The organism is Paenibacillus sp. JT31N17 (assembly GCF_056269255.1).
This window is the reverse complement of sequence record NZ_JBWDNP010000004.1, coordinates 125,615-144,173: the sequence shown is the minus strand read 5'-3', so window position 1 is coordinate 144,173 and position 18,559 is coordinate 125,615. Positions and strand designations below refer to the sequence as shown.

Below are 18,559 nucleotides of genomic sequence, written 5' to 3'. Positions count from 1 at the left end.
CGCAAATCAGCCTTTAACGGCCCCCATGTAAACACCTTTCACAAAATACTTCTGCAGAAACGGATACACCATCAGGATGGGCAGCGTACCCACGATAACCGTAGCCATTTTCATCGATTCCGGCGTTACGGCGCTTCCGTTGATTATCAGCGACTGCATCGCATCGCCTGAAGCGGCTGTCAGCATATTTTTGAGAATAAGCTGCATCGGGAACAGGCTTGCGTCATTCAAATAGACCATCGCGTCAAACCAGCTGTTCCAGTGGAAGACGATATTGAACAGGCCGATGGCAGCCAGCGCCGGCGCAGCAAGCGGAATGACGATGCGCACAAGCATCTGCAGGTCGCCAGCCCCGTCAATCTTGCCGGCCTCGATCAGCCCATCCGGCAGGTTCTCGATGAAAATCTTGATCACCAGCAGACCGAAGCTGTCAACCAGATAAAGCAGTACAAGCGACCACAAGGAATCGATCAGCCCCAGCTGCTTGACGACCAGATAGGTCGGGATCAGCCCGGCATTGAAGAGAATCGTCGAAACGACGAGGAACAGCATAATGGTGCGGCCGGGAAGCGTACGGACCGACAATACATAAGCGCCGACGACCGTCAGAAGAAGCATCAGACCGGTGCCTGCCACGCTGCGGAAGATGGATACCTCGAAGGACTTCCAGATCAGCGGCGAGGAAAGAATACGCTCATAAGCGGCGAATGTCGGATCATGCGGAATGATTACAAAGTAGTTGCGCCGCATCATTTCCACCTGACCGGTGAGCGACATACCAAGCACGTAAAGGAGCGGAAATACCGCCGACGCCACGATGAGAATGACGATGATATGAATGATGATCTGATAGGTTCTCTCCGCCTTGGATTTATACATGCTTCGTCCTCCTCAGGATTGGTGCAGAGCTTGCAGGGCAGTTTGAGCATCTGCGGCGGCAGACGGGCGGAATCAGCAGCAACCCGGTTTGTTTAAGGGCTACCATATGCCGCGCCCGGACAGCTTTTTGGCAAAATAATTGCAAATCACAACAAGCGCAAGCCCAATCACCGATTGAAATAATCCGACAGCGGTAGCCAGACTGAACTGGAGTCTCGCCAAGCCTTCCCGGTACACCCAGGTATCGATGACATCCGCCGTATCGAATACGGCATCATTGTAGAACAGCAGGATTTGCTCCCCTCCGGCATTGAGCAGAAACCCGAGATTGATGCACAGCACGAAGGTCATGACCGGCATAATGCTTGGCAGCGTGATATGCCGCATGCGCTTGAGCGGACCCGCTCCATCGATAACCGCCGCTTCATACAGCTGGGCATCGACAGTCGACAGCGCAGCCAGATAGATGATGGTGCTCCAGCCGATTTCCTTCCACAGTGCGGAGCTGATCAGAATGGGCCGGAACCAGGAGGAATCCAGCAGAAACTCATGACGCTCGAAGCCGAAGGCCTGCAGCATATTGTTAATGAAGCCGTATCCTACCGAGAAGAAACCGAATACGACGCCAAACACGATGACCCACGAGAAGAAATGCGGAATATAAATCAGAGTCTGCAGCCATTTTTTCAGCCGCTTGCTCATCATGTCGTGGAACATAATGGCCAGTATAATCGGAGGGAGAAAGCCAATAACCAGCCGCAATACACTAATTTCGACCGTGTTGCGGATGACACCGGGAATTTCCTGCGACAGGAAGATATCCTTGAAATTCTGCATGCCGATCCAGGGACTGGCGAAGACGCCCGAGCCCAGCTGCAAATCCTTGAACGCCACCACCCAGGCGAGTAGTATCGGCCAGTATTTGAATACGACGAAATAGGCAAATACGGGGATGAACAGCAGGTATAGTGTCCGGTGCTGCTGTATGCGTTTCCACAATGAGGCTTTAAGCCGGCCCCCTGCAAGCTTGGCGCTCGCGGGTTGAGCTGCCGGTGCCGCAATCGCGGCTCTCCCCGTCTCGGGTTCTATCTTGGACATACGATGTGCCTCCCTTGCATTTGCAGTTCATGATAGCGCTTTCTGTTTTTATTCTAACATGTCTGTTTTGGCGAAATGTTCATTGTGTGATTGAAAATGTATACGGTGGAACTTTTCATAAAAAATAGCACCTCCCGGAGAGGTGCTATCAGTAATTTTATTGTTGTATTTGGAAACAGCAACAATCAGGTATAATAAAACAAAGCTGAATTTTCCGAAAATCCGAGAGGAGCAGGCACATGGAAAGGTCACATCAACAGGTCCACGAAACGCAGGCAGCCCCTGAGGTCCTGTATCAAGAAGGATATGTGGACGAGAAACTGCTGCCCATCCAAAGAATTGAAGGAGGCGGGGCGCCCAAACAGGTCAAGATGCATAACCTGCCGGTTCCCATACGAATAATCGGCTACTGTTTTTTTGGGATACTTGTGTGCATGATAATTATGTCGCTGGTGGTCAGTTTGTTCCGCTAGCTCCTGCTTCGCTTTTTAATCCTCTTTCAGCAGCTTCCCGGGGAACATTGAATTCAAAGGGCTCTGACGACAGCTTGAAGTCTTCTCGCTCTCCGCCGCCTAATTCAACCGAAAAAGACGCTGTTCCTACCAGTTTATAATTTCCGGGAGTGTCGATCTTGATCAACCTCTTCCCGCCATTAAACGCGATGCTGTCGGGGTTGTAAACGTCTCCCGGCTTTAATGTGCCCATTATGCCGATATCATTCGTAAGCAAGGCATTAATAAGCGGTTTGTTCTGTTCATCATAGATTTGGACCTGAATCAGCGGCGAAGCGTGCAGGAGCTTTATATTATGCCCGGACTTATTTGTCAATTCCGCAACAACCTCAATATTCTTGTTGATTTTCAACGTTTCGTCCATTATTTTCACCGTCACCTCGAAATCCTCCTCATTGGGAGCTTGACCGGATTGTGCCTCAGGCTCCGCTTCCGGAGCCTGGCTGCCAGACTGTTTTTGATCTGCCTTCACACTGTCGGCGTTCGACGGCGGAGCAGGGTCAGGAGCTGTTCCAACGTCAATCATGTCATTCCCGCATCCGGACATCAATAAGACAAGTGAAAGCAGTATAAGCATTCCTATACGCATAAACTGGCGCCCCCTTTATAATGGCAAAATGGGTGTTTATTATTAATGTTAAAAACGTGCTCTTTCCAAATTTTGTTGCAACTTGGCACTCAGGAAAAAACGGCTCGCCAAGAACCGGATCGGAGCAGAATCAAGCCGCTTATGGCTCCCATGCCTCCTTCATTCTGGTCATCGACTGGTATTCACGCGGGGCAGCGGCATGAGGAATTCGCTCCAATTAGGAGCTTGACACGCGCCGCGGACTTAACGTATAGTCGAACTACAACTTTTATGAAGTGTAACTCTTACAGCGGAAGCACCGGTAAGAAAAGGCGTTCAGCCTTTCTTGCTGGTGCTTTTTTTGTTGTCCTTATGGGCGCTGTCACCGCTATAAGCGCAAGCAAGCACGCCTGCCGGGGGACTATTCTGGCTCCTTGGCCATAAAATTTTAGGAGGTATTGTATTAATCATGTTAAAGAAAATGCTGATTCTGTTATTAACCGCAGGGCTTCTATTAGCCGTGCCCAATGCCGTCATGGCAGCAGCCTTCAAATTGTCCGCCACCGCCAAGACCGCTATGGATAAGCTTGCCGCCTCGGACAAAACATCAGGCGGTAAAATAACCAGCCAATACAATGAGCTGCTGAAGGTGCAGGCGGAAACAAGCAAGACCGAGAGCGCGGTTACCCTTTTGCACAAGGCCAACAGCGACGCGGAAGCGCTGGTCCGCAAGCAGATCACGGCTATCAACGCCGTTAAACGAAGCCAGCTGGAGGCGCAGGTGAAGCAGACCCGGGATAAATATGAGCCGCTCTTCACCATGTATACGGCCCTCAACAAACAAATCTCAGCGGCACGCGCCTTGAACAGCAAAACATACAGCTCCATCCTCCGCTCCCAGGCTGATATCGTTCAATCCGCCGTACAGCTCGCCCGCGCCGATATCAAAATCAAGGAATCCGCGTTGAAAGCCGTCAAGGACAGCACCTCGCAGACAGCCAAAAAAATCCGCGCCACCCTCGATGAGGCGGATCCCCTGAGAGCGCGCATCTCAGCGGAGAAAAGCGCCATGTCCACCCCCAAGAAGCTGATCACCGAATTTGGCAAAAATCTGAACCTGGCGATCAAACAAAAATCTGCAGGCGGCGTGCTGGCTTCGCTTAATTCCATGATCACGACAGCGCGCCAGCTCGGGGAGCAGAACAAAAAAATTCTCGATCTGGAGAAGAAAGTATCCGACGTGATCGCCAAAGCCAAAGGGCAAATTCCCAAGCCATAATCCGCTCCCTTTCACAGATTGGCTCGCAAAAGCACTTTGTTTATCGAACGGACACTACCTTTGTCGTCCATGCAGGGAGAACCTGTACACAACACGAATACCCTATAACCAAGCGAAAACGGGGTGATCGTAATGGATGTTTTAAAGACGAAGGATGCAGCAGCAGCGCTCGGAGTCAGCCAGACGACCGTGAAACGATGGGTCTCCATGTTCCCTGCCCATTTCATAAAAGACCGGTTTGGACATTATATTTTTACCGATCAGGATATCTCACGGTTGCGTTATATGAAGGAGAGGATCGATCAGGGGGAAAGTCTCGATCAGCTTGAACTGGAAAGTGCGGCCTGTAAGGAAGCTGTTGAACCCGAATCCGTTATGGACAGCGCGGCCGGGTATAGCGATGAGGTGCTGCTCCGCATTCAGCAGGTGGAGCATCTGCTTTCGCAGAAAGCCGATGATGTCGTGTCCATGCAGGTACTGCAGCACCGCAAGGAGCTTGAGGATTTGAACCGGGTTGTAAATCAGCTCATGGAATCTGTTCAACAATTGGAGAATAAATGGACCAGATCCCGCCCGTTGGACAAGGATATCCATCTGCCGGATCTTCAATCCCACCGCAAAAAACGAAGCCTTCTGCGCTCCTTGTTTCAGCTTTGGTAAAGCTGGTGTCGGACAAGCGGATGCGAGGAGAAGACCGCCATGAACCGGCGGTCTTCTCCAGCATGCGTTATTGGGGTTGTTCAGCTCATCGGTTTGGTCAACGTGATCGATTGGTCCGATTTTTGATAATGGACATCCCAGCCGAGCAGTTCGCCAATGAAGCGGAGCGGAATGGCTGTACGGCCATCCTTCACAATGACTTTCGTGCCAACTGATTTATTAACGCCGTTAACGGTCATATAGTCCTTGCCGACCCAGAACTTCAGCACATCCTTGTCGGCTTTCACCGTAATCATTCCTGTTTTGGCATCGAATACCGCTTCGGCGCCGATCCCGTCACTTAGAAAACGGAGCGGGATGAATGTAAGGCCGTTCCATACGAACGGAGTCGTATCCATCTGCGAGACGATACCATTCAGCTTTAGTTGCTTACTGTTTACCTTCATCCAGATCGTAGTCGCGGCAGGTGACGACGGCACAGGGTTTGGATCCGGAGGAGTGACAGGCATATTTTCAGCATACTTTTCATTAAATTGGATAACAATCGCACTGCTGAGCGACTTGCCTATGCCAAACATGAATTTGAACCCTTCGCGGCTTGTTTTGGCTGCACCTTTATAATTGCCGGCCGCATATTGATCGAACACCTGCTGTACCTGACCTTCATGCTTGCGCAGCGCCGCCTGCCCCGCAGCCAATGGCAGATTCTTATTGGTGGCGGTATCCAGGAAGGCAGCCAATTCGGACGTGCTGTCATCGATTCGCGACTTTATATTCTCTAAATTCGGAGTATTGTTGTTTTTCACAGCGTTCACATAATCGCTTTGAGCATTAAGATGATTAATGACCCAAATTTTCTTAAACGCAATGCCGTCAGCGGCACCATATACGGATGCCATGGCCACGTTCAAGTCCTCGGTATTGGCGGCTTCCGCAATAAGTAAAGCATCGGACGCGCCTCTTGTATCGAACTGCTCCTGCATTTGCAAAGTAGACAGCGCAAAATGCTCGGATAACAAGCGGCTGAGCAGGGATCTCAGATCTGCTGCTTCTGTGTCTGCACGAGTCTGCTGATATTTATCCGGCATTTGAGCTGCGATCGCAGATGACAGGACTTTGCTGAGCTTGAACACCTCATAAATGCCTTCACGGTATGCCTTGTAAGCATCCTGGTAATCTCCTGCCGCATACTCATCAAAGGCTTTCTGAACCTTATTCTCATGAAGCTGGAGCATCTCTTCCGCGGTCTTTCTCGGGAGCTTGGCGGCAGTGACCGCGTTCAGGAAAGCGGCAAATTCCTTAACAAACTTCGCTGTTTCTCCTTCCACCTTGCCGCGAAGCGCTTTGTCATTATTTCGGGAGGACTTAATCAGGTCATTGGTGTATGTATTATGTTCACGGAAGATGCGTACGAATTCAGCCGCCCGGGCAGCCCCATAGATCGAAGCAATCACAGGCTTCATATCCGTCACGTTCTGGTCCAGCGCTTGATAAGCCTCTGCCGCGTCCTTGGATTTGCTATAGCCTTTGGTCAATGCATTGACCGCCAGAGTGAAATGTTCGGAGAGCAGGTAATCCAGGGTTGCCCGGAGCTCGGCTGCCGGCGTGTTGACCGATGCCTTGACCGGGGAAACCGAAGCGGCTGCGGCACTTGTAATTGCAGGCAGCAGCAGGGATAAGCCCAGCACGGAAACGAGCAGTTTCTTCATTTTCAAAATCGTTCACTCCCACTTTATCATTGGTTTTTGACTCGTTCTTGATTCATATTGATAAGTTATAACGCCCCGCCCGCCTGCCTGTCTTGAATCACAGGATTAGCCGGGATCGCCAAAATAAAAAAGCAGCATAATCGCAGGCTGCATTTCATCTACTGTAATCATACTTCAACTGTATGCGTATAGCATGAATATAAAGTATGATGTTAATGAATCTTTTAGGTATCTTTAAATAATTGTTCAGCTTGTCTTAAGGTATGGGGACTACAATGATCTTGTCACCTTTATAGCTCATTCATCAAGAAGAGCTGGAAACGAGGATAATCAAATGAGTCCGAAACGTTTTATCTTAGTGGGCACCATGGCATTCGCCATCTCCGTTGGAAGCAGTCTCTGGAGCAGCGATACCAGCAGTGCAGACCCCCTCGGAGCGATCGGCACCAAAATGAAGTACCCCCCGCTGGCTGCGCCCAAGCAGGCGTCAGCAGCAGACGATCACTTTCGCAAGCTTCTTGGAGCGTCCTCCGATGAGGAAATCTACGAAGCCTTATACAATGGAAATTCACTGGCCGACATAGCAGCAGCCCACGATGCAGATGTTCAGCGCATCATCGATCTGCAAATCGCCGAGCTGACGGAGCAATTGGATGCCCGCCTGGAGCGCGGAAGTCTCACGCCTGCAGCCTATCACGCACAGAAGCAGGAGCTTCCGGAAATCATCGCAAACAGCGTGCACGGACACATATAACAAGCGGAACAGCCATCCTTTCCAATCCGAAAGGATGGCTGTTTTTGTGCTGTTTTTGTGCTGTTTTTGTGCTGTTTTTGTGCTGTTTCCTGCTGCCTGCTCTCACTGGACGGGCCTCTTCCCATTCACAGCAGGTTATTGTACTATCAAGGGAGGGCTTACTGTAAGCTGATTGCAGCACCCTGCCCCAAGGAGGATCAACATGCACGACAAAGTAAATCGCATCAAGAAAATGCAGCTTCCGCCTGTTCCGCCCGAGCTGGCCCACCGTCTGCCGCCTGGTCAGGTGCTGACCGACCGGTTTCCCATTTTGCATGAAGGCGATGTTCCAAGCTATGACATGGACACCTGGACGCTGCGCATCTTCGGAGAAGTGAATGAGGTCAAGGAAATATCGTACGCCGAGCTGATGAAGCTGCCCAAAACGCAGATCAAGGCAGATATTCATTGCGTCACACGCTGGTCGAAATTTGATACGGAATGGGAGGGCATCTCTGTCCGCGACTTATTACAGGCGCTTGACGTGAAGCCCCAGGCGGAATTTGCCATGATACACGCCGACCATGACTATGAAACCAATCTTCCTGCCCAAACCCTAATGGCCGATAACGCCCTGCTGGCCTACAGCTATCAAGGGGCACCGCTTACGCCCAAGCACGGCTGGCCGCTGCGGCTTGTTATCCCTTCTCTCTATTTCTGGAAAAGCGCCAAATGGATCCGCAGCATTGAATATATAACTGAAGACCGCCATGGCTACTGGGAGCGGCTTGGCTTTCACAATGAGGCGGAGCCCTTTGCGGAGCAGCGTTTCTCCGGTGAGGATCTGAATATCCCCGATGATGAATGGCATCACAAGGATTTCGATTGAGCAGCGTTTAATTGAAAAAAGGCGTCTATCCGCGCGACATGCGGATAGACGCCTTTTTTTAAATATCAGAAAAGGTAACACTTGGTCTCACCTTTTCTGATATTTTTAAGGAAAATAGTCATATTAGCTGGCTGTACTGTAACGACGCGAAGAATCTCCCATCGTCACTTCCTTGACGAGCCCCAGCCTGTTGAATACCCGAAGATGATTATATACCGTTGAAGCATTCAAATTGCGATATTTGCCAGCAAGCGATCTTGAAATATCCTCCACCCTTGGATAGCCTTCGGCAGAGTATAAATATTCCAGAACGGCCATACGCTGCGGGGACAAATGAATGTTTTGCTGTTCGAGCTTCTTGAGCGCTGAATTCAATTTGTTGTTGGTCATGAGACTTACACCTCCATTAGTATGAGGAGCATCGAATTAAATAATAATTATTATTAATTTATAATTAGTATAATATTTATTATAGAATTGTTGATAATGATTGTCAACTACAGCTCCTTCATCTCCGTGCGACATAATATATCTTCTCAGCGAAAACTATTGTTTGACTGAAAAATGAAGTGTTACACTGGGGGAAAGGCCGGAGGAGGCATCAGCTATCATGAAGCAGAACAAATATGATGATTCATCATTCTATGCAAAATACAGTCAAATGTCCCGTTCCATTGGCGGACTGGAGGCCGCAGGGGAATGGCCGGCTTTTCGCGCCATGCTGCCCGAGATTCAGGACAAGAGAGTGCTCGATCTGGGCTGCGGGTTTGGCTGGCACAGCAGATATGCGCGCGAGCAGCATGCCCGCTCGGTAGTGGGTGTAGATCTTTCGGAGAATATGCTGGCGAAGGCAAGAGCCAGCACCAGCGATCCGGAGATCGAGTACCGCCGCCTCGCGATTGAAGACATCGATTTTGCCGAAGGGGAATTCGATGTGGTGATCAGCTCGCTTGCACTCCATTACGTCGAGCATTTCGACAACGTCTGCCGGAGGATCCATCACTGCCTTGTGCCGGGAGGAGCTTTCGTGCTCTCGGTTGAACATCCGGTTTTCACTGCACTTGCGGCGCAAGACTGGCACTACGGTCCGCAGGGCGAAAGAATGCATTGGCCTGTCGACAACTATCAGAAGGAGGGACTGCGGCAGGCCAGATTTCTTGACAATGATGTCGTCAAATACCATCGGACCGTCGCCACTCATATCAATGCGCTGATCGACGCAGGCTTCATCATTATGAGACTGTCCGAGCCGCAACCGACTCAAGAAATGCTGGCCCATAACCCTGCCATGCAGGATGAGACCCGCCGCCCTATCTTCCTCCTGATCGCGGCCGTCAGGAACTAGCTGTATCTTCTTCGCCTGCTTCGAAAGCAGCAGGGCTGCTGCAAATAAGAAAAAACTAACTTCCCCGTCCTCAGGCGGCAAAATCAGCTTCTCCCTTGAAACCTTATCCTGCTTTAAGTTCAAAAAAAAGGCGCCTCGCAAAGAGACGCCTTTTATTCCTATCTTATTCTGCATGCCGGTACATGACCCGCATATAGAAACTAACCATTGCCAATAATTTCATCTATTTCACTTTTCAGCAGAAGATACCTATGAACGCTTCGCATGATCGGAACCTTGGTCAGCTTATTTTTGTCGACATACACCTTCATTTGGTCCTTGGAAAGACCTAACGTATTTCCAGCTTCCGTAAGCGTGAGCACGACTTCATTGCTTGTTGCATTGAATGTCCGCTTCACTTTCATATTATGATCTTCAAATCCATTCATGTGCCGGCAACCTCTCTACATTCATGATCAATTTGCATAGTTATTCTCATTATACCACAAATCGATGCCGTATATGAGGAAAAGCTCATCTATGCTAGCCGCTACACAATATCGAGAGGCATTTTGCATGAAGGCGGCGGGAATGCACGGTCCAGCCTTGCCAGATCCTCATCCGTGAGCTTTACCAGCGCCGCAGCCGCATTCTCCCGTACATGATCCTCGGTTGAGGCTTTGGTAATGGCGATTACGTTGTCATGCCGGATGCACCACGCAAGCAGCAGCTGAAAGGGCTTGATGCCATGGTGGTCCGCGATGTCCCGAACCGCCTCGCTGCGAAGCAAACCATCCCTCAGAGTGCCCGCTTGAGCCAGAGGGCAATAGGCCATAACCGGTATTCCGTTATTCTGCGCATGCGGCAGCAGATCAAACTCGATCCCCCGCGAGCCCAGATGATAGAGCACCTGATTCACGGCGCATTCAGCACCATTCTCCAGTGACAGCAGCTCCTTCATATCGCGGGTGTCGAGATTGGAAACGCCCCATCGGCGGATTTTCCCGGCTTCCTTTAACCGCTCCATCCCCTCAATCGTCTCGCCAAGCGGAACATTTCCCCTCCAGTGAAGGAGATAGAGATCCAATGAATCGGTTCCGAGCCTCTTGAGACTGTTGTCGCAGCTTCTGGCGATATGCTTCAGACCGGCATGATGCGGATACACTTTGGATACCAGAAATACCTGCTCCCGGATTCCTTGAATCGCTTCACCGATCAAGGATTCGGAGCGTCCGTCCCCGTACATTTCAGCCGTATCGATCATCTTCATTCCAAGCTCCACGCCCAGCCTTAAGCTGCGGATCTCCTCTTTCCTCCGGGACGGCTGATCCCCATATGCCAGGTTCCCTGACCGAGCTTCGGAAGCACGCTCCCGTCCTTCAGCCGCACGCCATCCCCGGCATCGAATTTTTTCGACAAATCCCGGTCATCCCCGTTAGCCTTCGACATCACGCATCCCCCAATTCCTGTCGATTATCAAATGCCTCTACTTCCTGCCATAATCGGCTTTAATCTCGCCCCACTCCTTCGTCTGCCATTTGAGCACTTTATTGTCGTATTTATTGGTCTTGAGCCAGCTGACCGCCCGGTCCACCAACGTCCATATTTCCGCTGTGGACTCGTCCCTTACAAGAGTGGAAGACACTTCCTTCTGCTTCACCCACTTGATCGCGTTCACCGAGTCGCTGTACACGACCTTGCTGCTGCCAAGCTTTTGCAGATAGGCCAGGCCATGGACAATAGCCAGAAACTCGCCAAGGTTGTTTGTCCCCCGCTTGATTGGGCCGTAGGAGAAAATAACCTCGCCTGTCTGCGTGTCCACCCCTTTATACTCCACCGGGCCGGGATTGCCGCTTGTACCGACATCTACCGAGATGCTGTTATAGTCAATCTCCCCTACGGCATACGCCGTACGCGGGGCAGATGAGGAGCTCTTGCCGCTTCCCGCTGACTTCCCCTGCCCCCAATGCTTCTTCCAGCCGGCTTTGAAGGCCTCCTCTGCCGAAGCCTTCGTCTCGAAGGATTTGTATTTTGCATCCTCAAACTGATTGATCTGATTCTGACAATCGGTCCAGCTTGTATACACGCCCGGTTTTCTCCCAACCCAGACGACGTAAAATTTTTGTTTTGCCATCTATGTACTCCTTATGTCTCCTTGGCGGGAGACGTTTTTTTCGGGTTACAGCAGAATCATTATTTTACCACAAACTTTTCGGACGGGCCCGCTAGCGTCATGACCTTTTTAAGTCCACGCCCAGAAAAAACCGTCCCTATCCCACGCCACCTTGCCGCCGTGCAGCTTGCGGAAGGCTTTCTTCACATCCTTGGAGAGCGAGGCGTTGCCCTGCTCATTCACAAAAACATGCTCCTCGCCAAAATGGGACCGGACATGGGTTATCGCATCCTCCTGCCGGAGACTGCCCTTGAATTTAATTTCCTCGATCATCCACTGCGCCGCTTCCTGTGCTGAACCTTCCATGCCTGATACCCTCTCCCTACGATATAATAATTTCCACCCTGCAGGCGGAAACCCTTGTTTTTCCTTGAAATCATCGTCCACGCAAAAAGCACCCGCAGAAGAGGTGCTCATGTCAATCAAAGTTTCCCTGTTTATCCGGGTTATCGCTACCGCTTCCAGATATCCTGATATTCCTTACGCCGCTTGAACTGGGCCAGTGCATAAGAGCAGGCGGGAACAATCATTTTATGATTTTCCCGGGCATGCTCCACGACCCGCTTGACCAGATCCTCCGCAATCTTCTGACCGCGCAGAGCTTCGGATACATAGGTATGATCGATAATATACGTATCTCCGCTTGGCACAAATGTGATTTCCGCTACGGATGCGCCATCATCCCTCACGACAAAACTATTGCCCTCCATCACTGTTTCCCTCACTTGCAATCGCCTCCATCCTATTTGAAATCTTTCCAGGTTCATGCGTATTATTACCGCAAAGGATACTTCTTTACCCAAGGCAGCCGTTAACGCTTCCTCATTCTCACCGTACAGGGCCTTGGCTATGGTTTTCTCGTCGACCTTGGCCCGGTTCCGGTCTGGATAACCTATTCTTTTTCCGCGGCGCTGCTTTCGAGCTCTTTCAGCAGAGCATACAAATGATCAACGGATCTCATCGTATATTCAAAACGGACCGGCTCTCCCCCGCGCAGCAGAACCAGACACGGAACGCTTGATATTTTCCAGCTCTCTCGCAGGCCGGGCGCGTAATTAATATTGACCTTATGAACAGGGACGGTTGTCCCGACCGCCTGGACGATTTCCAGCATCCGCTCCGCAAGCTTGCAGGTTCCGCAAAACACCGTATGAAACAGCACCGCTTCATAGCCGCTATTCCCGCTCAGGCGCTGCAGCAGCTCATCCTCCCGCAATTCCTCGATGGACATGTCATGGCTCCTTCCGCTCTACGTCATCCATTTTCTATATAGGCTATTATACCTCTGTAAACAAAAAGAGACATCCCCGCAGGATGCCCCTCATGCATACAAAGAAATAAAAAGAAGCCCGGCCAGCAATAGCAGCCGGATGGGCTTCTGACACCGGGACAGGCACGCTTCCTGGCGAAACGACTCCCCGACGGAGCCTTAATTTCATGAACAAGGAGGACCCCGCCACCGGGATCCGTTGCGGTCGAAGGCTGCGTTTTCCATGGAGCAAACGGCACGCAGCTCCGCAAACGTTTTACGCCACGGCAATAAGAACAATCAGCGCCACCAATGCAGGCAGCGCCTGGAAAACGAGTATGGAGCGCTTCACCGTAATGCCCCCGAATAATCCTGCTGCAAGCACGCAAATCAGGAAGAACATTTGAATATGCCGTCCCGCCGCTTCATCCGGATAGCATAAGCCCCATATCAAGCCGGCTGCCAAAAAGCCGTTGTACAAGCCTTGATTGGTCGCAAGCTGCTTCGTATGATCCGCAACCTGCTGGGTCATCCCGAAGGTCTTGAGTCCCTTGGGCGTATTCCATAAGAACATCTCCAGATACAGGATGTAGATGTGAATAAGCGCAACAAGACCTACCAGAACGGCACTGATTACTTCCTGGGTATTCATTGTGATTCATCCGCCTCATCTTATGCATTTGCTTATAGAATAACAGGAAACATAACGGGGCGCATTACATTTTTATACCGCCTGATCCTGAAGCAGACGGTCAATGATGCTTTTGTAGGCTTCTCCCGGACGCAGCCCCACCAGCTTGTCAACAGGTTCTCCGTCGCGGAAGACAATGACTGTCGGCATGCCCATGATGCCGAAGGAAGCAGCAAGCTCCGGGGATTCCTCGCAATCGACCTTCACAATCGAAGCGGATGACCCGTAACCGGCCGCCAGCTGATCCAAAATGGGCAGCAAGGTTTTGCACGGAGGGCACCACGCCGTTCCAAATTCGATGGCCACTACTCCTTTCTTCGTCATCATTTCCTCATATTCCACTTTATTGATCGTCTGCAGACTCATGATCGACACCTCCGTTATTTTCTTTGTGAATGGACGCAATCCGCTCCACCAGATTTGAGCGGACTGCTGTCAGCTGCTTGATCTGCTCATCAATTTCTGCGAGCTTCCCCTTATAGACAGGCAGCACTTCCCGGCAAAATTCTTCTTTATTCTTCATCACACAATGCAGAAAGCCCGCAACCTGCTCCGTACTTATACCAAGCGACAGGTATAACTGAATCGTTTGCACTTGTTCGACAGCCAGGCGGCTGTATTCCCGGTATCCGTTCTGCAGTCTCGCAGGCGCCATCAGACCCTGCTGCTCGTAATACCGGATGGACCTTATACTCGCCCCCGTCTCTTTCGACAGCTCGCCTATCTTCAAGGAAACACCTCCTGTATAACCTGCTGGCATCATTATAAACCCTCCCATTAATGTGAGGGTCAAACGATATTTTTTGAAAATGATGTACCGGGCAAATTTATACTTTTTTAAATTTAGGCTATGTTAAACTTTGTTGTTGATATTTGATATATACGAACTAATGTTCTATAATTAGGGTAATATCACTGTTCGGAGATGATTTACCCATGGATTTAAAGGAACTGAAGAGACTTGCTGATACATTGGACGATAATGGTAAGCGAGGGCTTATCTGCTTTTTGCAGTCCCGAACCAAGGATATGGCGGTTCCAGTTCGAGCGATTGATGAAATTCAAGAGCAGAAGCATAAAGAGGACTCGTTTGCCCGCATTGCAAAAACCATTCTGTTGTGCGATTTGGAAAGTACGCTGTAAAATCCCGTACTGGAGAGGTTAAACGTCAACGTTGCCGTTGCAAGTCCTGTCGCCAAACGTTCAAATGTGTACTCGTTGCCCGTGACCGTCAGAAAATGACTTACTTTGGCGTACTTGGGCGTGGACGTATTCGGACTACAAAATTGGATGAAGCGATTGGTGGTCATATATCTGGACTCAAACGTGCTTTGCACTGATTCGCGGGGAGCATTCAGTTCCTATGCGAAAATTCAAAGGGCTTGGCTCATTACCGATTTAAGTCCGACGGAAAGCAACGTGTAAAGGGCGTGTACCATACTCAAAACGTAAACAGCTACCTCAGCCGCTTAAAAAAGCGGATGGATCGCTTTAACGGCGTTATGCCTGTTTTCTGTTCATGAACTGTGACAAGATGTTAATCGTTTGGAAGGGATTAGTAATTCTTGATAGAATAAATATGAAGATGATCAGGTAATAAATTTGTACGCATAAGGAGATAAAACTATGGAAAAAAACAAATTACTACGAATGGACAATGTTGGCATCGTTGTAGAATCCCTTGATGATTCAATCTCTTTCTTCGAGGAGATTGGCTTGAAGCTCGAAGGGCGGGCTACTGTCGAAGGTGAATGGGCTGGTCGCGTAACCGGGCTGGGTTCACAGTGTGTAGAGATTGCGATGATGGTTACCCCAGATGGCCACAGCCGTCTTGAACTTTCGCGATTTCTCACCCCGCCTACTATATCAGATCACCGAACTGCTCCTGTAAATGCCCTCGGTTATCTACGCGTCATGTTCACCGTTGAAGACATTGATGAAGTGGTATCCAGACTCACTAAGTATGGTGCTCAGCTCGTTGGCGAAGTGGTTCAGTACGAGGACTCGTATCGGCTCTGCTACATTCGTGGAAATGAAGGACTTCTAATCGGCTTGGCGGAACAACTCGGTAATAAATAAGTGGAGTTTAAAAGAAGACTTAACTGAAATATACATTACCAGTGTAAAAATAAAAACAGAAAAGCAATGTGAAAGTATCTCGAAGAAGTCGGTGCATCATATAAACACCGCATTCACGATCCGGGTCTGGGCGCCCCTCGGTCCCGGAAACAAGGAACGAGGAAGTAATTGCCGGGATACATCCGCACCGACTAACCGCACCGCGGCCGGCAGCAAGCTGCCTTAACTCGGCGGGACTTCGTGATGCATGAGCTTTAACGGAAATCAATGCAGAACCAAATTAAAGGGACTCAACTAACGGGTACGATAGCTCAATAAGCCGCCTCTTCAACGAGGCGGTTTTCTTATCGTAAAAATCAACATCAGGATTTAACATAGCCTAAATTTAAAAAGACACCCGCGAAGGGTGCCCTTTATTGTGGCTTTCGTATATTCATGCCGGTCAATCCGAACCTTGGTCTAACGTTTCTTTTAAGTAAAACCCAATACTGAGCGGTCGCGCTGCTCATCCGTTTCCACATAGGTCACATTATTCAAATAAATGATTTTGCCATCCAGCTCCAGCCAGCCGCTTGTTTGCCTCTGGATGAGAGCGAGCGTTTCATTCACATCATTCGTTCCGATCACAACCTTGTCCCCGCCGTTAAAATGGACAATAATACGGTGCGTCATCTTCTCTCCCAATATTGTCACCTCCTTGAGCTTACCTTAAATCTTATTCGGCGTTCCAATGAATTTCCCCTTCCAGCCTCGATATTATGCCCATAATCGGATAAAACTCTTCTTGCCGCCTTAGGTGATTCCAGATAAAAATAATAGTCGTCATATAATCCGATAGAATTAAAAAATTGCATATTTACAACTAATTAATGGAACATTCACTTGAACGTTACAACCTCAGCAGACTCGCTATTCTTATTGGATTTCATCGCGAATTTCCACGATTTGTACAGATCCCATGCCGTCCCATTATCCAATATGGATTTGCATATATACAACCCTTCTTCTACCGATTCGCAGCGGCCTGCAAGCTGAAGTCTGACGGCGGAATTGAGCAAGACCTGATTGGAAAAGGCGAGATGGCCGCCGCCCTGAAGGACCGCTTCAGCGGCCTGGAGCTGCCCGGCAGCCGTCCATTCCATGTCCGGAATAGGGGTATCAAGACCATAGGTTTCGGGATCGATGACATGAAGGTGAGCCTCCCCGTTTTCGACGAGGTAAGTGCGGGTAGGCCGCTCGATAAAGAGATCCTCGGAGCCCTCGCAGCCCTGTACAATGAGGGCCTTGCTGTAGTCGAGATGAAGCAGCAGCTTCGACATCCGCTCGAAGACCGTATTGTGGTAAACTCCATAGACCAAAAAGGGGGAGCAGGCGTAATCAACAAGCTTCTCGGCCGTATTGAGCACCGTGCGCATGCCAAGTTCTTCGCGCAGCGGACGCAGCGCCTTGAGCGGCGGGCACCACTGTTCAGCCGGCACGAACAAGATCCCGGTAAGAGAGGCTGCCTGCGTAATATGCTCACGCGACAACCCCGCGGCATCAATCCCCGCTTCGAGGAGAAGATCCTGAAGGGTTGCGCCCCATTTGGGAGGGAGAGAAGCCGTGCCGTGCAGTGTGACCGGCAGACCGGCCGCAGCAAGAACGAATGCGGCAGGAAAGGTGGCGAAGAAGGTCTTCTTCCGCCCGTCATAGGGACCGGCACAATCAATTCCCTGCTGGACCGGCGGGCGGTAAGCATGATTGCGGCATACGGCCACGAAGGCTTCCATTTCCTCCACGCTCTCCATCTTGATGCGCTCCGCCATGAAGAATGCGCCAATCTGCGCAGGAGTAGCCTCACGGTTCATAATCCACTCCGCTGCCTGATAAGCCTCATCATAGGTTAAATCGCGGGCTCCACGTTTTCCCCGTCCGACTTCCTTCAGCAATTTTGTGATCATAAGTAAAGCCCCCTTATTTTTGCTCCTGCAAAAGTTGATAGACCTTGACGATCGATGTCGCAACGTCGACCAATCGTTTGCGTTCATTCATGGCCTGTTTGCGCAGCAGTTCATAGGCTTCCGCCTCGGATACTTTTTTGATGTCGCACAGGATTCCCTTCGCCATGTCGATCCATTTGCGTTCCTCAAGTCTGGCCTCCAGCTGCTTGCGTTCGCTTTGCCACTGCTGCCGCTCGATGCATTGCTTGGAGCCGAAATGCAGCGCCCAGTGCAGCTCGCGCTCGCTCATGGAGGGCGTCAGAATGCCGTCAACCGGCACATCGTCCTCGCAGAATGCCGCGGACAAAAAAGAGGTAGAAGCGCCGCACCACCAGAATATTGGCAATTTCCTGGAAGCAGACAGCTTTGGGAAACATGCTTTGATATCTCCCAGCGGGATATGCAGAACAATGGCATCGGCATCCGCCATCAGCCGCATGGCTTGTTCTTCAATGCGCGCATGCAGAATATAATAGCCGTTCGCTTCCAACACCGTATCGGGAAGAGGCTCGCCGATGGCCGTATCCAATTGATCCGGCACAACCGGCATCGCCTGGTTATTAATCAGCAGCAAAGAACGCATGCATGAATGCTCCTTTCTATGCGACACTTGACGATTATCAGCTTCTTCAAGGTTATTGTGAATATTTATAACATAACCTCGATGGAAATGTCGATAATGAATATGTGCCAATATTTTATGTCAGATATATTGACATGAGGATCGGGACCGTTGT

General features: G+C 50.3%; 23 protein-coding genes and 2 pseudogenes. 8 read left to right on the top strand and 17 right to left on the bottom strand.

The window, feature by feature from the left end; translation table 11 throughout:
• Positions 1-6 precede the first annotated feature (6 nt).
• From AC0YOB_RS16245 to AC0YOB_RS16235, 3 genes are all read right to left on the bottom strand, one after another.
• Positions 7-879, bottom strand: a complete 873-nt coding sequence (locus AC0YOB_RS16245) for a carbohydrate ABC transporter permease (RefSeq protein WP_475793664.1) — start codon at positions 877-879, stop codon at positions 7-9.
• Positions 880-978: 99 nt separating this feature from the next.
• On the bottom strand, positions 979-1,977 hold the full coding sequence (locus AC0YOB_RS16240; RefSeq protein ID WP_475793663.1) for an ABC transporter permease: 999 nt from the start codon (positions 1,975-1,977) through the stop codon (positions 979-981).
• Between the two features lie 456 nt (positions 1,978-2,433).
• On the bottom strand, positions 2,434-3,078 hold the full coding sequence (locus AC0YOB_RS16235) for a hypothetical protein (protein WP_475793662.1): 645 nt from the start codon (positions 3,076-3,078) through the stop codon (positions 2,434-2,436).
• A gap of 20 nt (positions 3,079-3,098) precedes the next feature.
• Here AC0YOB_RS16235 and AC0YOB_RS16230 point away from each other — a divergent pair, with 20 nt between their 5' ends.
• From AC0YOB_RS16230 to AC0YOB_RS16220, 3 genes are all read left to right on the top strand, one after another.
• On the top strand, positions 3,099-3,281 hold the full coding sequence (locus AC0YOB_RS16230; RefSeq protein ID WP_475793661.1) for a hypothetical protein: 183 nt from the start codon (positions 3,099-3,101) through the stop codon (positions 3,279-3,281).
• A 245-nt stretch (positions 3,282-3,526) separates the two neighbouring features.
• Complete coding sequence (locus AC0YOB_RS16225; RefSeq protein WP_475793660.1) at positions 3,527-4,336, top strand: hypothetical protein; 810 nt, start codon at positions 3,527-3,529, stop codon at positions 4,334-4,336.
• Between the two features lie 132 nt (positions 4,337-4,468).
• Positions 4,469-4,996 carry a MerR family transcriptional regulator gene (locus tag AC0YOB_RS16220; protein WP_475793659.1) on the top strand — a complete coding sequence of 176 codons (528 nt, stop codon included), beginning with the start codon at positions 4,469-4,471 and terminating at the stop codon, positions 4,994-4,996.
• An 80-nt stretch (positions 4,997-5,076) separates the two neighbouring features.
• Here AC0YOB_RS16220 and AC0YOB_RS16215 read toward each other — a convergent pair whose 3' ends face one another.
• Positions 5,077-6,705, bottom strand: a complete 1,629-nt coding sequence (locus tag AC0YOB_RS16215) for a copper amine oxidase N-terminal domain-containing protein (RefSeq protein ID WP_475793930.1) — start codon at positions 6,703-6,705, stop codon at positions 5,077-5,079.
• A 334-nt stretch (positions 6,706-7,039) separates the two neighbouring features.
• On the opposite strand from AC0YOB_RS16215, the gene AC0YOB_RS16210 reads away from it, so the two are divergent.
• Together AC0YOB_RS16210 and AC0YOB_RS16205 are read left to right on the top strand one after the other, a co-directional pair.
• Complete coding sequence (locus AC0YOB_RS16210; RefSeq protein WP_475793658.1) at positions 7,040-7,459, top strand: hypothetical protein; 420 nt, start codon at positions 7,040-7,042, stop codon at positions 7,457-7,459.
• Between the two features lie 202 nt (positions 7,460-7,661).
• Positions 7,662-8,327: a sulfite oxidase-like oxidoreductase gene (locus AC0YOB_RS16205; protein WP_475793657.1), complete on the top strand. Its 666-nt coding sequence runs from the start codon at positions 7,662-7,664 to the stop codon at positions 8,325-8,327.
• A 123-nt stretch (positions 8,328-8,450) separates the two neighbouring features.
• Here the strand turns inward: AC0YOB_RS16205 and AC0YOB_RS16200 are convergent, their stop codons facing one another.
• Positions 8,451-8,717, bottom strand: a complete 267-nt coding sequence (locus AC0YOB_RS16200) for a Fur family transcriptional regulator (RefSeq protein ID WP_475793656.1) — start codon at positions 8,715-8,717, stop codon at positions 8,451-8,453.
• A 220-nt stretch (positions 8,718-8,937) separates the two neighbouring features.
• Between AC0YOB_RS16200 and AC0YOB_RS16195 the strand changes: the two genes are divergently transcribed.
• The gene (locus AC0YOB_RS16195; RefSeq protein ID WP_475793655.1) at positions 8,938-9,672 is read left to right on the top strand and encodes a class I SAM-dependent methyltransferase; all 735 of its coding nucleotides are present in this window, start codon (positions 8,938-8,940) and stop codon (positions 9,670-9,672) included.
• Positions 9,673-9,872: 200 nt separating this feature from the next.
• Here AC0YOB_RS16195 and AC0YOB_RS16190 read toward each other — a convergent pair whose 3' ends face one another.
• The 9 genes and pseudogenes from AC0YOB_RS16190 to AC0YOB_RS16150 all read right to left on the bottom strand — a co-directional run bounded on the left by AC0YOB_RS16190 (position 9,873) and on the right by AC0YOB_RS16150 (position 14,494).
• Positions 9,873-10,100 (bottom strand): DNA-binding protein, encoded by a 228-nt coding sequence (locus AC0YOB_RS16190; RefSeq protein WP_210044998.1) that lies wholly within the window; start codon positions 10,098-10,100, stop codon positions 9,873-9,875.
• Between the two features lie 101 nt (positions 10,101-10,201).
• A pseudogene (locus tag AC0YOB_RS16185) lies at positions 10,202-11,100 on the bottom strand (aldo/keto reductase).
• 37 nt (positions 11,101-11,137) lie between these two features.
• The gene (gene rnhA / locus AC0YOB_RS16180) at positions 11,138-11,785 is read right to left on the bottom strand and encodes a ribonuclease H (RefSeq protein ID WP_475793654.1); all 648 of its coding nucleotides are present in this window, start codon (positions 11,783-11,785) and stop codon (positions 11,138-11,140) included.
• Between the two features lie 108 nt (positions 11,786-11,893).
• Positions 11,894-12,130 (bottom strand): DUF6953 family protein, encoded by a 237-nt coding sequence (locus tag AC0YOB_RS16175; RefSeq protein WP_475793653.1) that lies wholly within the window; start codon positions 12,128-12,130, stop codon positions 11,894-11,896.
• 146 nt (positions 12,131-12,276) lie between these two features.
• Positions 12,277-12,549, bottom strand: coding sequence for a GNAT family N-acetyltransferase (locus AC0YOB_RS16170; RefSeq protein ID WP_210045002.1), 273 nt, complete (start codon positions 12,547-12,549; stop codon positions 12,277-12,279).
• A 167-nt stretch (positions 12,550-12,716) separates the two neighbouring features.
• Positions 12,717-13,055, bottom strand: a complete 339-nt coding sequence (locus AC0YOB_RS16165) for a thioredoxin family protein (RefSeq protein WP_475793652.1) — start codon at positions 13,053-13,055, stop codon at positions 12,717-12,719.
• 295 nt (positions 13,056-13,350) lie between these two features.
• Positions 13,351-13,725: a DUF1304 domain-containing protein gene (locus tag AC0YOB_RS16160; protein ID WP_210045004.1), complete on the bottom strand. Its 375-nt coding sequence runs from the start codon at positions 13,723-13,725 to the stop codon at positions 13,351-13,353.
• A 72-nt stretch (positions 13,726-13,797) separates the two neighbouring features.
• Entirely contained in the window at positions 13,798-14,130 is a 333-nt protein-coding gene (locus AC0YOB_RS16155) for a thioredoxin family protein (RefSeq protein ID WP_475793651.1), read from the bottom strand.
• A complete protein-coding gene (locus AC0YOB_RS16150) occupies positions 14,108-14,494 on the bottom strand; it encodes a MerR family transcriptional regulator (protein WP_475793929.1) in 387 nt (128 codons plus the stop codon). The genes AC0YOB_RS16155 and AC0YOB_RS16150 overlap by 23 nt, the downstream gene beginning before the upstream one ends.
• 206 nt (positions 14,495-14,700) lie before the next feature.
• On the opposite strand from AC0YOB_RS16150, the pseudogene AC0YOB_RS16145 reads away from it, so the two are divergent.
• Positions 14,701-15,266, top strand: a pseudogene (locus AC0YOB_RS16145) (IS1595 family transposase); the annotation flags it as partial.
• Positions 15,267-15,390: 124 nt separating this feature from the next.
• Complete coding sequence (locus tag AC0YOB_RS16140) at positions 15,391-15,843, top strand: VOC family protein (protein ID WP_475793650.1); 453 nt, start codon at positions 15,391-15,393, stop codon at positions 15,841-15,843.
• 471 nt (positions 15,844-16,314) lie between these two features.
• Here AC0YOB_RS16140 and AC0YOB_RS16135 read toward each other — a convergent pair whose 3' ends face one another.
• The 3 genes from AC0YOB_RS16135 to AC0YOB_RS16125 form a co-directional block, all read right to left on the bottom strand.
• On the bottom strand, positions 16,315-16,527 hold the full coding sequence (locus tag AC0YOB_RS16135) for a hypothetical protein (protein ID WP_475793649.1): 213 nt from the start codon (positions 16,525-16,527) through the stop codon (positions 16,315-16,317).
• Between the two features lie 194 nt (positions 16,528-16,721).
• Complete coding sequence (locus AC0YOB_RS16130; protein ID WP_475793648.1) at positions 16,722-17,783, bottom strand: anthranilate phosphoribosyltransferase; 1,062 nt, start codon at positions 17,781-17,783, stop codon at positions 16,722-16,724.
• 13 nt (positions 17,784-17,796) lie between these two features.
• Positions 17,797-18,405 carry an ANTAR domain-containing response regulator gene (locus AC0YOB_RS16125; RefSeq protein ID WP_475793647.1) on the bottom strand — a complete coding sequence of 203 codons (609 nt, stop codon included), beginning with the start codon at positions 18,403-18,405 and terminating at the stop codon, positions 17,797-17,799.
• Positions 18,406-18,559 lie beyond the last annotated feature (154 nt).

Excerpts from the sequence above, each read along its gene's own strand:
- AC0YOB_RS16245 (WP_475793664.1), bottom strand. The coding sequence starts at position 879 with ATGTATAAATCCAAGGCGGAGAGAACCTATCAGATCATCATTCATATC.
- AC0YOB_RS16240 (WP_475793663.1), bottom strand. The coding sequence starts at position 1,977 with ATGTCCAAGATAGAACCCGAGACGGGGAGAGCCGCGATTGCGGCACCG.
- AC0YOB_RS16235 (WP_475793662.1), bottom strand. The coding sequence starts at position 3,078 with ATGCGTATAGGAATGCTTATACTGCTTTCACTTGTCTTATTGATGTCC.
- AC0YOB_RS16230 (WP_475793661.1), top strand. The coding sequence starts at position 3,099 with ATGGCAAAATGGGTGTTTATTATTAATGTTAAAAACGTGCTCTTTCCA.
- AC0YOB_RS16225 (WP_475793660.1), top strand. The coding sequence starts at position 3,527 with ATGTTAAAGAAAATGCTGATTCTGTTATTAACCGCAGGGCTTCTATTA.
- AC0YOB_RS16220 (WP_475793659.1), top strand. The coding sequence starts at position 4,469 with ATGGATGTTTTAAAGACGAAGGATGCAGCAGCAGCGCTCGGAGTCAGC.
- AC0YOB_RS16215 (WP_475793930.1), bottom strand. The coding sequence starts at position 6,705 with ATGAAGAAACTGCTCGTTTCCGTGCTGGGCTTATCCCTGCTGCTGCCT.
- AC0YOB_RS16210 (WP_475793658.1), top strand. The coding sequence starts at position 7,040 with ATGAGTCCGAAACGTTTTATCTTAGTGGGCACCATGGCATTCGCCATC.
- AC0YOB_RS16205 (WP_475793657.1), top strand. The coding sequence starts at position 7,662 with ATGCACGACAAAGTAAATCGCATCAAGAAAATGCAGCTTCCGCCTGTT.
- AC0YOB_RS16200 (WP_475793656.1), bottom strand. The coding sequence starts at position 8,717 with ATGACCAACAACAAATTGAATTCAGCGCTCAAGAAGCTCGAACAGCAA.
- AC0YOB_RS16195 (WP_475793655.1), top strand. The coding sequence starts at position 8,938 with ATGAAGCAGAACAAATATGATGATTCATCATTCTATGCAAAATACAGT.
- AC0YOB_RS16190 (WP_210044998.1), bottom strand. The coding sequence starts at position 10,100 with ATGAATGGATTTGAAGATCATAATATGAAAGTGAAGCGGACATTCAAT.
- rnhA (WP_475793654.1), bottom strand. The coding sequence starts at position 11,785 with ATGGCAAAACAAAAATTTTACGTCGTCTGGGTTGGGAGAAAACCGGGC.
- AC0YOB_RS16175 (WP_475793653.1), bottom strand. The coding sequence starts at position 12,130 with ATGGAAGGTTCAGCACAGGAAGCGGCGCAGTGGATGATCGAGGAAATT.
- AC0YOB_RS16165 (WP_475793652.1), bottom strand. The coding sequence starts at position 13,055 with ATGTCCATCGAGGAATTGCGGGAGGATGAGCTGCTGCAGCGCCTGAGC.
- AC0YOB_RS16160 (WP_210045004.1), bottom strand. The coding sequence starts at position 13,725 with ATGAATACCCAGGAAGTAATCAGTGCCGTTCTGGTAGGTCTTGTTGCG.
- AC0YOB_RS16155 (WP_475793651.1), bottom strand. The coding sequence starts at position 14,130 with ATGAGTCTGCAGACGATCAATAAAGTGGAATATGAGGAAATGATGACG.
- AC0YOB_RS16140 (WP_475793650.1), top strand. The coding sequence starts at position 15,391 with ATGGAAAAAAACAAATTACTACGAATGGACAATGTTGGCATCGTTGTA.
- AC0YOB_RS16130 (WP_475793648.1), bottom strand. The coding sequence starts at position 17,783 with ATGATCACAAAATTGCTGAAGGAAGTCGGACGGGGAAAACGTGGAGCC.
- AC0YOB_RS16125 (WP_475793647.1), bottom strand. The coding sequence starts at position 18,405 with ATGCGTTCTTTGCTGCTGATTAATAACCAGGCGATGCCGGTTGTGCCG.